Consider the following 12,098-nt stretch of genomic DNA (forward strand, 5'->3'; position numbering starts at 1 on the left):
CGGGAAGTCCACCGTGCTCGACCAACCAAACGATGCTCCTCACGACCGCGACATTCTCAAGATCGGATCGGCGGACCACAAGGCCGACGAGCCGGCGGCATTGCAGAAATCTGATGACGTCGACGACAGCGGTGAGACCGTCGAGACGTCCCCCGACGACGATGCGGCAGAGAAGCCGAAAGACACCCGGCCGTTCTGGCGCAAGCATCCGATTGCGCTGATCGTCGGCCTTCTCGTGCTGATCGCGGCGATTGTGGCTGGCGTCCTCTGGTATCTGAACGCGCGCCACTTCGAGAACACGGATGATGCTTTTATCGATGGTCGGCCGATTTCGATCAGCGCCGAAGTTGAAGGCAACATCACTGCTGTGCCGGTCACCGATAATCAGGTTGTGAAGGCCGGGGACCTCCTGGCCCGCATCGATGATCGGAACTACACGGCGGCGGTCGCCAATGCGGAGGCTCAGATCGATCAGGCGCAAGCTCAGTTCGAAAATATCGAGGCACAGATCGGAGCGCAGAAGTCGCAAGTTCGGCAAGCGGAACAGCAGGTCAACGAGGCTCAGGCTGCGCTGAACTTCTCCAACGACGAGAACAAGCGCTATCAGGATCTCGCCAAGACCGGCTTTGGAACGATCCAGCGGGCGCAGCAATCGGCCTCCGATCAGCAGCAGAAGCGCGCCGCGCTGGACGGCGCTCAATCCAACCAGGCTGCCGCTGAAAAGCAGATCAATGTGTTGAAAGCCCAAAGACGCAGCGCCGAGGCGCAAATCGAGCAAGCGAAGGCGCAGAAGCTGACGGCCGACGCCAATCTCTCGCGCACGATGATTCGCGCGACCGTCGATGGCCGCGTGACGCGGCTCACCGGGGCGGTTGGTTTCGTTGCGACTCAGGGCCAAGGCCTGATGGTTCTGGTGCCGTTGGATGTTTGGGTCACGGCCAACTTCAAGGAAACTCAACTCGCCGACATGAGGGTGGGACAGCCCGTCGATATCGAAATCGATGCTTTTGGCCGGACCTATCCCGGCAAGATCAACAGCATCCAGGCTGGGAGTGGAACGGCCTTCAGTTTGCTGCCGGCTCAGAACGCCACGGGCAATTACGTGAAGGTCGTTCAGCGCATTCCGGTGAAGATCACCTTCGATCAGCGTCCGGACGTGGAGCTCGGACCAGGCATGTCGGTGGTGCCGACTGTCCGGGTGCGGTAAGCTCTGGCGTCGCCACCGGAGTATTCATGTCCGATCACCACCACGCCGCAGCATCGCCCCCGTTGGCGAGCGGCACGGAACACGCGCATGACCATGCGGGCGCTGCGACACAGCCCCACAGCGATCACGTGCACGATCACGATCATTCGCATGCCGGGCACAGCCACGGCATCGGAGGTCACGTTCACGCACCGGCCAATTTCGGCCGCGCCTTCGCGATCGGCATTGGCCTCAATACGGCCTTCGTGCTCGTCGAAGCGGGCGCCGGCGTCTATGGCCACTCGGTCGCGCTACTGGCCGACGCTGGTCATAACGTCAGCGATATTCTGGGCCTGATGGTGGCGTGGCTCGCCCAATCTCTGGCGCAGCGTGTTCCCTCGCAGCGGTTTACCTACGGGCTTCGCGGCTCCTCGATCCTGGCAGCGCTGTTCAACGCCATCTTCCTGCTCGTGGTGGTCGGAGCGCTGAGCCTGGAGGCCATACAACGGTTGTTCGCACCAGAGCCTGTGGCGGGCGGCACCGTCATGATCGTGGCGGCGATCGGCGTCGCGATCAACGGTTTGACCGCCTATCTGTTCGCGTCCGGGCGGCACAATGACATCAACATCAAGGGCGCCTACATGCATATGGCGGCCGATGCGCTGGTGTCGGTCGGGGTCATTGCGGCCGGGGCCGTGATCCTGCTGACCGGCTGGCTCTGGGTCGATCCCGTCGTCAGTCTCGTGGTCAACGCCATCATCGTGGCCGGCACGTGGGGACTGCTTCGCGACAGCGTTTCGATGTCGATGCAGGCGGTGCCACCATCGATCGAACCAGCGAAGGTTCGTCGTTTTCTGCTCGATCGACCCGGCGTCGCGACATTGCATGATCTGCATATCTGGCCGATGAGCACGACCGAGATCGCCATAACGGCGCATCTCTGCATGCCGGCGGGCCACCCCGGCGATCACTTCTTGTCGGAGACGGCAGTGACGCTACGAGACACGTTCGGGATCGGCCATATGACGGTGCAGATCGAGGTCAGCGAAGACAATCGCTGCCTGCTCGCTCAAGACGGGGCGATCTAGCCTTGGATCACGTCTTGATCGCTTCGATCTTCTGCTATCCGATCAAAGGCTTGTCGCCCCAAGCTCTGTCGGAGGTGGAACTCACGAAAGGCGCTTATTTTCCCAACGACCGACTTTACGCCATCGAGAATGGCCCGTCGGGATTCGATGAAACCGTGCCGCGTTATCGGCCTAAAACCAAATATCTGATGCTGATGCGCGATGAACGTCTGGCGACGCTGAAGACGCGCTTCGACCCCTCGATCTCCCGCCTGACGATCGAGCTTGACGGCCGTCTTGAATGCGATGCCGATCTGTCGACTTTCGCAGGCCGTAGTGCGGTCGAGACTTTCTTCGCCGTCTTCTGCGAGGACGATCTCAAAGGGCCGCCACGCCTGCTCGGCCCGTTCGACCCGTTCCGCTTCACAGATTCGACCAAGGGCTTCGTCTCCTTGGTCAATCTCGCCAGCGTCGCGGCCATCGCCAAGGCCGCTGGACAAGCTGTCGATCCCCTCCGGTTCCGCGCAAATCTCTATCTCGACGGATTGCCAGCCTGGGCCGAACACGACCTCGTCGGGCGCCAGATCACGATCGGCGAGACGCAGCTGGCCATCACCAACACGACCGAACGCTGCGCCGCAACGAGCGTCGACCCTGCGACGGGCGAACGCGACATCAATGTGGTCAAGACGCTGGTCAAGACCGTCGGGCACAACCTTTGTGGCGTCTATGCGCGTGTCGTTCAGGGGGGCGGGATCCGGCCAGGCGATCCGGTCACGATCCTGGACTAGGCCGAACGGCTCCGCGACAGACCGACAAGACTGCAGATCAAGAGGCCGAGCGAGATCACGGCGTTCCATCCGGCAAGCGACAAGCCCGCGACCACCAAGGCGGCGGCGTCGCATCGGACGACCTTGACGCTCTTTAGTTGCTTCATGAAGTCGCTCACTCCGGCCGCTGCTTGCACCGCACCGGAACAACCGGAGGGGCCAGGCCAGAATTTCCATTCAACGCCGGCATGATACACACCGATCGCCGTCCCGGCCGCAAATAGCAGGGCCAGCACAGCGAAGCCGATCGACGCCAATCCCCAACGGCGCGTCAGAACCGACACGATCGTCAACAAGCCGACCGCAAATCCCGCGTAGAACGGCTGGCGCTCCAGCAGACAAAGCTCACATGGCGTGTAGCCGGCCCGCTCGAAGGCCCAGACGGTGAGGATCGTGGCCACGATCGCGAGCGTTACCCCGATCGCGAGCGGCAGGATCTGGCGCGGGCGCGCCTTCATCGTCAAAGCCATTTTATCGCAATCCAAAAACCAATCACCACGATCGCCACGAAGCTGATCAGGATGAGGCCGAAGTGGCGATCGAGCGCCGCTTTGATCGGCACGCCGAAGCGGCCCAGAATGGCGGCGAGCACGAAGAAGCGGATGCCGCGCGTGAGAAGGGAGAGCAGAACAAACAGGCCGAAATTATACGACAACAGGCCGCTCACGATCGTGACCAGCTTATAGGGGATCGGCGTCAACCCCTTGATCAGAATGAAAAGCGCGCCCCATTTGGCGTAGAATTCGCGCAGCGCCTCGAGCTTGTCTGCATAGCCATAGAGGTGGATCAGCCACTGGCCGAGGGTGTCGAAAAGCAATGCGCCGATCGCATAGCCCACCATGCCACCCAGCACGGAGGCGATCGTCGCGATGGCGGCATAGCGCCAGGCTCGCTCCGGTCGCGCCAGCACCATCGGGACCAGGATAATGTCGGGCGGAACCGGAAAGAACGAGCTTTCCGCAAAGGCGACGAGCCCGAGCGCCCACGGTGCGCGCGGGCTATCGGCAAGGCGCAATACCCAAGCATAGAGGCTCTTGAACATCGCCACCCATAAGCGAGAGGTCCGTCCGTGTCCATCCGCGACAGAGCCGCAAGCTGAGCTTCAGCTCCGCCTTGCGCTTGCCTTATGGTCTCGCTACCACTTGAGAGCCGACGCGAGCGACCCGCGGGTTTCGATGTGACGGCTTGCCGCCCAAATCCCTCGCGTTGCACAAAGTAAAATCAGCCATCGTGCGTCATCTTCTTTCCCTTCTGATCCTCTGTGCGACCGCCTGGGTGATCGGCGGCATAGTCGGCGTCACGCCTGCTTCCGCCATCGAATCCGTCCGTGTCCCGGTGGACAGCCGAGCCATCGATCTGACGCGGTCGGTTGAACGCTACAACGGCCAGGGCGATCGCATTCAAATCTCGACGGCGCCAGGTGCGGACGGCATCGTGCGACGCATCGAGGTCGGCGCCAAACAGGCGGGGACGCAACCAAACTGGATCGTGTTCGCGCTGACCAACGATTCCGACGAACAGCTAGAGCGCTTGGTCGTGGTGCCGCATTTCCGTCTGGCCGGCTCCGGTGTCATTTGGCCCGATCTCGGCACGGTGCGCATTTCTGCCATTACGGCGAGCCAAGGCTTCGCGCCCGAGAGCGAGGAGAGCGCCGACGCCGACGTGTTCCGCCTCACGCTCGACCCGGGCGCGACCGTCACCTATGTGGCCGAACTTCGGTCCGCCATCCTGCCCCAGATCACCTTGTGGGAGCCGGACGCCTACAAGGACAAGCTCACCAGCCTGACGCTGTTCAAAGGCATCGTGATCGGGATCGCCGGTTTGCTGGCGCTGTTCCTGTCGATCGTCTTCGTGGTGCGCGGCGCCATCATCTTCCCGGCAGCGGCGGCTCTCGCCTGGGCCGTCTTGGCCTATGTGTGCATCGATTTCGGCTTCTGGCACAAATTATTCGCGGCGGGCGGCGAGGCGGATCGCGTGTCGCGCGCGGTCGCTGAGGCTAGCCTTGCGGCGACCCTTCTGGTGTTTCTCTTCGCTTATCTCAACCTGAACCGTTGGCATGTGCGTTACTCGCATATCGCGGCCGGCTGGCTGATCTTTCTGGCGGCCCTCGTCGGCTTCGCGCTTTACGACGCACCGGTCGCGGCCGGCATCGCGCGCATCATGCTGGCGACCGTGGCGGCCGTCGGTTTCATTCTCGTCATCTATCTGTCGACGCATGGCTACGATCGCGCCGTCATGTTGATCCCCACCTGGTTCCTGTTGCTGGTGTGGGTGGCGGCGGCCGGGTTCACCGTCATGGGATCGCTGACCAACGATCTCGTCTCGCCGGCGCTGATGGGCGGTCTGGTTCTGATCGTCATGCTGATCGGCTTTACGATCATGCAAAATGCCTTTGCGATCGGGGGAATGTCTCACGGAGTCGTTTCAGATGCCGAACGCAAGGCGCTTGCGCTGACCGGCTCGGGTGACATCATCTTCGACTGGGACGTCAACGCCGATCGGATTTTCGTCAGCCCCGATGTCGAAACGCAGCTGGGTCTTCGGCGTGGCGACCTCGAAGGTCCGGCCGCCGGCTGGTTTGATCGCCTTCACGCGCTCGACCGTGACCGCTATCGCGCCTGCCTCGATACGGTGCTGGAGCAACGCTGCGGCCGCATCGCACAAGACTTCCGCTTGCGATCGGCCGATGGCGAATATTTCTCCTATGCCATGAAGGCGCGGCCCGTCGTCGGGCAGGATGGCGAGGTGGTGCGGGTCGTCGGCACCTTGGCCGACGTGACCGACATCAAGGCGGCGGAAGATCGGCTCCTGCACGATGCGGTGCATGACAGCCTCACCGGCCTGCCCAATCGGGAATTGTTCTACGACAGGCTTGATGCCGCGATGACGATGACGCGGAGTAGCGACCGCGCCGCCCCGACGGTATTTTCACTCGATGTCGACCGCTTCAAGCAGATCAACGAGCAGGTGGGCCTCTCGGTCGGCGACTCAATCCTGCTGACGATCGCGCGTCGCCTCGGGCGCCTGATGCGGCCGCAGGACACGATGGCCCGGATCGGCGGCGACCAGTTCGCCTTCATCATCGTGTCGGAGACCGATGCCGACCAGATCATGCAATTGGCTGACACGATCCGGCGCGCCATCAATACACCGATCACGTTCAGCACCTACGAGATCTCCCTCACGTCGTCGATCGGTGTGGCGTTTTACGACACGGCCCTGCACGCGAAACGGGACGACATCCTGAAGGATGCCGAAATCGCCATGACGCATGCGAAGCGCGCGGGCGGCGACCGCATCGAACTCTATCGCCCCGGCATGCGAGCGCAGCGGTCGGATCGGCTCGCGCTAGAAGCGGATTTGCGGCGCGCCATCGAGCGAAACGAGATCAAGGTGGTCTTCCAGCCGATCGTGCGGCTGGAAGACCGGACCATCGCGGGTTTCGAGGCGCTGCTGCGTTGGGAGCATCCGCGCCTCGGCACGCTGAGCCCGGCGGATTTCATCCCCCTGGCGGAGCAGACCGGGCTTATCGTCGACCTCGGGCTGTTCGCCATGGACCGAACGGCGCGTGAACTCGCCTCCTGGCAGCAAGCGCTCGATGTGTCACCCCCCATTTATGCCAGCGTCAACGTCTCGTCGCGGCAGTTGCTGCGCCACGATCTCCTCGGCGATGTGAAATCGGTGCTCAAGCGCTCGGGTGTCCTGCGGAACTCGCTGAAGCTGGAACTCACCGAAAGCCTGATGATGGAAAATCCGGAATATGCGGCGCAGATGCTGCACCGGATCAAGGATCTCGGGGCTGGCCTGTCGCTCGACGATTTCGGCACGGGCTATTCGTCCCTCTCCTATCTTCAGCGGTTCCCGTTCGACACGATCAAGATCGATCAGTCGTTCGTGCGTCATAATGGCAAAGGCAGCCGTCCTGTCATTCTGCGGTCCATCGTCGCCTTGGCGCATGATCTCGGCATGGAGGTCGTGGCCGAAGGCGCCGAATCCGAGAGCGACGTGATCGAGCTCTCGCAACTCGGCTGCGAATATGCACAAGGCTTTGCGTTCGGTCAGCCGATTTCGGCCGCCGAGGCCCGTAAGCTAGTCGGTGCGACGGCCGAAGCCGCCTGAGCGTTATGAGCCGCTGGTCGGAGCCGACTACGCCTTGAAGACGTGGTCCGCCACGATGCCGGCTCGCGCGCAGGCGTTGCGGGTGTCGATCACGAGCCGGGCCTGCGCCACCAGCGCTGCGTAATCCACATCGTCATGGTCGGTCGAGATCAGCACGGCATCATAGGCCGCGACGGCCTTTGCGGTCAGATCGACCGACATCCGCCCCGTGAAGCGCGGGTGCTCGCGGATCACCGGGATTACCGGGACGTGAGAGTCGTGGAAGTCGGCGACGGCGCCCCGCTCTTCGATCAGTTCCATGAGGCGTAACGAGGGGCTTTCGCGCGTATCCTCGATATTCTTCTTATAGGCGACACCCATGACTAGGACGCGGGCACCCTTCAGCCCCCGGCTCGCATGATTGTCCAGCGCGCGGGCGAGCCGCTCGATAACGTAATGCGGCATCGCCGTGTTGATCTCGCCCGCAAGTTCGATGAATCGCGTCGGCGTCTCGAATTCACGCGCCTTCCAAGCGAGATAGAAGGGGTCGATCGGAACGCAATGGCCGCCGAGGCCCGGGCCGGGGTAGAACGGCATGAAGCCGAAAGGCTTGGTCTTGGCGGCGTCGATCACGTCCCAGATGTCGATGCCCATCGGCTCGTAGATGACCTTTAATTCGTTGACGAGCGCGATATTGACCGATCGAAAAATGTTCTCGGTCAGCTTGACGGCCTCCGCGGTCGCGCTGGAGGCGACCGGAACGGTACGGACCACGAGGCGGCTATAGAGCGCATCGGCGAGCGCTAGCGCATCGGGCCCCTCGCCTCCGACAACCTTCGGGATCGTCGAGGTCTGATAATCGGCGTTGCCGGGATCTTCTCGCTCGGGCGAAAACGCCAGAAAGAAATCTATGCCGCAGCGAAGCCCGCCCGCTTCGAGAATCGGCTTCACACGCTCGCGCGTCGTGCCCGGCCAAGTGGTCGATTCGAGGACGATCAATTGCCCCGGTCGCAGGCGAGCCGCGATGGCCTCGGCGGTTTTGTCGATGAACGACATATCGGGCTCGCGTTGACGCGTCAGCGGCGTCGGCACGCAGATCAGAATAGCGTCGGGTTCGTCCAGCCGGGCGAAATCATCCGTGGCCACGAAACGTCCATCACGCGCCGCCGTGTTGATCGCCTCGATCGGGATATGTTTGACGAAGCTCTCACCGCGGTTGAGTTGCGCCACCCGCGGGCCGTTGATGTCAAAACCGAGGACGCGAAATTCGGCCTTCGCGGCGGCGAGCGCCAAGGGGAGGCCGACATAGCCGAGCCCGATGATGCCGATCAGGCAGGACCGATCCTCGATCTTCTGCAGCAGGGGCGCGACGGCAGCAGGTGCCGTATGACCAGATGCGACCGTCAATCCCAACCTCGTTTGCAAGAACGCGCCGCGCGTCGCGGCGTCCTGCAGTCCTTAGCCGCAATGAGGGTGGGCACCAAACCGAAGGCTTCCCGGCATCGCGGTCACGCCCTGGTCACACAAACCGACTACCGCCGCGCAACGCAGCATCTTATTTTTAGGTGAACCCATGTCGGAATCAGTTCGCGCAATGCGCCGCGAGACGACTGCAAATCTCGAATCGGCGGTTCACAGCAATCGTGCCTTGTCGCGGGCGGGCCTGCTCGAACGCTTGTTCACCTTGGCGTTCAGCGGCCTCGTCTATCCGCAGATTTGGGAAGACCCGATCGTCGATATGGCTGCCCTCGAGATCGGCCCCAACGATCATATCGTCGCCATCGCGTCCGGGAGCTGCAACGTCCTTTCATATCTGACCGCGAACCCGGCCTCGATCAGCGCGGTCGATCTCAACGCGGCGCATGTGGCACTCGGCCGCTTGAAGCTCTGCGCGGCGCAGCACCTGCCCGACCATGCCGCCTTCTTCGCTTTTTTTGGACGGGCGACGTCGCGCGCCAATGTGGCGGCCTATGACCGGGACGTTCAACCGCATCTCGATTCGTTGTCGCGGGCCTATTGGAATGCACGCGGTGTCAGCGGTCGACGGCGCATCGACGGCTTTTCGGGCAACTTCTATCGTCGCGGTCTGTTGGGCCGCTTTATCGGAGCAGGCCATCTGCTGGCTCGCCTCTACGGCTGCGATCCGCGTGCCATGTTGCAGGCCGACAGCCTAACGGCGCAGCGCTCGCTCTATGATCGGCATCTCGCGCCGGTTCTCGACAAGAGTTTCGTGCGCTGGTTGATCCGACAACCCGCCTCGCTCTACGGCCTGGGCATTCCGCCGGCGCAATATAGCGCCTTGTCGAACGATCTCCCGGGCGGCATCGCGGCCGTCCTGCGCCAGCGGCTGGAGCGGCTGGCCTGCGGGTTCGACATTAAAACCAACTATTTTGCCTGGCAGGCCTTCGGTCGTCGCTATGATCAAGCGCCCGATGCGTCACTCCCGCCCTATCTGCAACGCGAGAATTTCGCCGCCATCCGCGATCGAAGCGATCGGGTCACCTTCCGTCAGCAATCGATGACGGCGTTCCTCGAAACGAAGCCGGCGCGAAGCGTCGATTGCTACGTGCTTCTCGACGCACAGGACTGGATGACAGACGCCCAATTGACAGCCCTCTGGACCGAGATCACGCGAACCGCAAAGCCTGGGGCTCGCGTGATCTTTCGCACCGCGGCGGACGAGCGTTGCCTGCCGGGCCGGGTGCCGGCATCCATCCTCGACGCCTGGACCTATGATGAGGAGCGAAGCCGAAGCCTCGGGGCGCGCGATCGCTCGTCGATCTATGGCGCCTTCCATCTCTATACGCTTGCGACCGTCGGGTGAGCGACGCCGCAAGTTTGATGGATCGGATGTATCGCTGGCAGCGCCACATCTACGATGCCAGCCGGAAATTCTATTTGCTGGGACGCGACGGACTGATCGCCGACCTCGCCCCTCCGCCCGGCGCCCATATCCTGGAAGTCGGCTGTGGCACCGGACGCAACCTGATCGCGATCGCGCGCGCTTATCCCACCGCCCGATGTTATGGTCTCGACGTCTCGGCCGAGATGCTGGCGACGGCCGAAAACGCTGTCGCCCGGGCCGGCTTGAGTGAGCGCATCGCGCTGCGACAGGCCGACGCGACCGCCTTCGACCCCCATGATTTGTTCGGACGGGACGGCTTCGATCGCATCGTCATTTCCTATGCGCTGTCGATGATTCCACCCTGGAGGGCGGTGCTCGATCAAGCGACGCACCACCTCGCGGCCCGTGGATCGCTTCACATCGTCGATTTCGGCGACGGCAGCGATCTCCCGGCCTGGTTCCGCGCGGCGCTGACGGGCTGGCTCGGCTGGTTCCATGTCGAGCCGCGTGTTCAGTTGCCGGCTCGTCTCGCCGAGGTCGCGCCGGCGCGCAATCTCGTGCTCAGTCATGCCACCCCGTTTCGAGGTTACGCGGTTTACGCGGTGCTCCGGCGGCCCTAAACGAAGCTGGGCAGCACTGCGGCCCAGGGCGTTTTATGTTTTGCCGCGACCGTGTAGAGACGGGGTCCGATAGCTCGGCGCTTCGCGTCTCCAACGACGGCTCGATATCCAATCCATGACCGCAACCTTGCTCTTCGATCTCGACGGGACGATCGTCGAAACCGACCACGTCCATTTCAAAGCGTTTCAAAACACCTTTGCGCCGCATGGCGTGAGCGTCGATTGGGAGACCTATCGCAAAACGATCATCGGCAAGGCCAATCCGGCCATAGCGGCCGCTTTTCTGCCGCATGTCCCGGTTGATCGTCACCACGCCATCATGGAGAACAAAGAGGCGGCCTATCGCGCTTTGCTCGGTGAGATCGAACCGGCGCCAGGGCTGCTCGACCTGCTGGCCTGGGCCGAGCGACACGCCATCCCCTGCGCGGTCGTGACCAACGCGCCGCGCGCCAATGCCGAACTGGTGCTGAAGTCGCTCGGGCTCGACACCCGCTTCGACGTCTTGGTGATCGGACCTGAACTCGCCGACGCGAAACCGCATCCGCTGCCTTATCTGACGGCCCTCGCGTTGCTCGGCGGAGCAGCGGCCTCGTCGGTCGCGTTCGAGGATTCGCCCTCCGGCGCCACCTCGGCGGTTGCGGCTGGCCTGGGCGTCGTGGGCCTTCTGACCTCGGTCGACGCCAGCGATCTAACCGCCGTCGGGGTCGAGATCATGGCGAAGGATTTCACAGATGCGGCCGTGCTGGCCTATGTGAGCGAGCGGACCGGAACGGCGCGCTAGCTCGGTCTCGTCCAGACACACGCTTGGCTTGTGCGATCACGACCGCTAAAGAAGAGCCGCTTCACGAAAGGCAAACCCGTTTCCATGCGCATGTCCCAGGTGCTGAGCAGTCTCGCCGACGAGCCTGGGGAGCGGATCACGATCAGGACGATCTTCGGTGCCTTGAGCGACCGATCGTTCGCGATCCTGATCGTGCTGCTCGGTCTGCCGAACTGCCTGCCGATGCCGCCCCCGATCCCATCCATATCGGCGCTGCTGCTGATCCTCATCGCGGTGCAGATCGCGATCCGGCGGCCGGCGCCCTGGCTCCCGAACTCGCTGATGGGGCGCTCGATCAAGCAGGCCGATCTCGGTAAGGCGATCCGCCGCGCGTTGCCGGTCGTCAACACGCTCGAGCGTTGGTCGAAACCGCGGCTTCACATTTTCGGCGCGCGAACAGGGGCGATTCTCACCGGCGCGATGTTGATCGTCATGGCGCTCGGCATGCTCACGGCGGCCCCGCTGATCGGGCAGGTGCCCTTCGGCCTTGGAGTTTGCCTGATGGGGCTGGGTCAGTCCGAGCGTGACGGCGTTCTGGTCGCATCCGGCCTGCTGGCCGGAGTCATCGGCGCCGCGCTGAGCGCCAGCTTCCTCTACGCCGTCATCCTCGCGGTCCGAGAATTGCTCTGACG

At 63.0% G+C, this 12,098-nt stretch carries 11 protein-coding genes; 8 read left to right on the forward strand and 3 right to left on the reverse strand.

Features of this window, described 5'->3' with window-relative positions:
• The first annotated feature begins 13 nt into the window (after positions 1-13).
• Genes LGH83_RS05780 through LGH83_RS05790 form a run of 3 tightly spaced genes read left to right on the forward strand, consistent with a single transcriptional unit; the run spans position 14 to position 3,044 of the window.
• Entirely contained in the window at positions 14-1,207 is a 1,194-nt protein-coding gene (locus tag LGH83_RS05780; protein WP_227400976.1) for an HlyD family secretion protein, read from the forward strand.
• 26 nt (positions 1,208-1,233) lie between these two features.
• A complete protein-coding gene (locus LGH83_RS05785; RefSeq protein WP_227400977.1) occupies positions 1,234-2,274 on the forward strand; it encodes a cation diffusion facilitator family transporter in 1,041 nt (346 codons plus the stop codon).
• Positions 2,275-2,288: 14 nt separating this feature from the next.
• Positions 2,289-3,044 (forward strand): MOSC domain-containing protein, encoded by a 756-nt coding sequence (locus LGH83_RS05790; RefSeq protein WP_227400978.1) that lies wholly within the window; start codon positions 2,289-2,291, stop codon positions 3,042-3,044.
• Here LGH83_RS05790 and LGH83_RS05795 read toward each other — a convergent pair.
• Both LGH83_RS05795 and LGH83_RS05800 read right to left on the reverse strand, forming a co-directional pair.
• Entirely contained in the window at positions 3,041-3,553 is a 513-nt protein-coding gene (locus tag LGH83_RS05795; RefSeq protein WP_227400979.1) for a disulfide bond formation protein B, read from the reverse strand. The genes LGH83_RS05790 and LGH83_RS05795 overlap by 4 nt on opposite strands.
• Positions 3,544-4,125 carry a YqaA family protein gene (locus LGH83_RS05800; protein WP_227400980.1) on the reverse strand — a complete coding sequence of 194 codons (582 nt, stop codon included), beginning with the start codon at positions 4,123-4,125 and terminating at the stop codon, positions 3,544-3,546. Before LGH83_RS05800 ends, LGH83_RS05795 begins: the two co-directional genes overlap by 10 nt.
• Positions 4,126-4,313: 188 nt before the next feature.
• Here LGH83_RS05800 and LGH83_RS05805 point away from each other — a divergent pair, with 188 nt between their 5' ends.
• On the forward strand, positions 4,314-7,202 hold the full coding sequence (locus LGH83_RS05805; protein ID WP_227400981.1) for an EAL domain-containing protein: 2,889 nt from the start codon (positions 4,314-4,316) through the stop codon (positions 7,200-7,202).
• A gap of 27 nt (positions 7,203-7,229) precedes the next feature.
• Here LGH83_RS05805 and LGH83_RS05810 read toward each other — a convergent pair whose 3' ends face one another.
• Complete coding sequence (locus LGH83_RS05810) at positions 7,230-8,594, reverse strand: nucleotide sugar dehydrogenase (protein WP_413771144.1); 1,365 nt, start codon at positions 8,592-8,594, stop codon at positions 7,230-7,232.
• A 160-nt stretch (positions 8,595-8,754) separates the two neighbouring features.
• Between LGH83_RS05810 and LGH83_RS05815 the strand changes: the two genes are divergently transcribed.
• The 4 genes from LGH83_RS05815 to LGH83_RS05830 all read left to right on the forward strand — a co-directional run bounded on the left by LGH83_RS05815 (position 8,755) and on the right by LGH83_RS05830 (position 12,096).
• The gene (locus LGH83_RS05815; RefSeq protein ID WP_227400982.1) at positions 8,755-10,005 is read left to right on the forward strand and encodes a DUF3419 family protein; all 1,251 of its coding nucleotides are present in this window, start codon (positions 8,755-8,757) and stop codon (positions 10,003-10,005) included.
• Between the two features lie 26 nt (positions 10,006-10,031).
• Positions 10,032-10,646 carry a class I SAM-dependent methyltransferase gene (locus tag LGH83_RS05820; RefSeq protein WP_227401741.1) on the forward strand — a complete coding sequence of 205 codons (615 nt, stop codon included), beginning with the start codon at positions 10,032-10,034 and terminating at the stop codon, positions 10,644-10,646.
• A gap of 115 nt (positions 10,647-10,761) precedes the next feature.
• A complete protein-coding gene (locus LGH83_RS05825) occupies positions 10,762-11,427 on the forward strand; it encodes an HAD family hydrolase (protein WP_227400983.1) in 666 nt (221 codons plus the stop codon).
• Between the two features lie 84 nt (positions 11,428-11,511).
• Positions 11,512-12,096: an exopolysaccharide biosynthesis protein gene (locus tag LGH83_RS05830; protein WP_227400984.1), complete on the forward strand. Its 585-nt coding sequence runs from the start codon at positions 11,512-11,514 to the stop codon at positions 12,094-12,096.
• The last annotated feature ends 2 nt before the right edge of the window (positions 12,097-12,098 follow it).

Source organism: Lichenihabitans sp. PAMC28606 (genome assembly GCF_020616535.1).
GTDB lineage: Bacteria > Pseudomonadota > Alphaproteobacteria > Rhizobiales > Beijerinckiaceae > Lichenihabitans > Lichenihabitans psoromatis.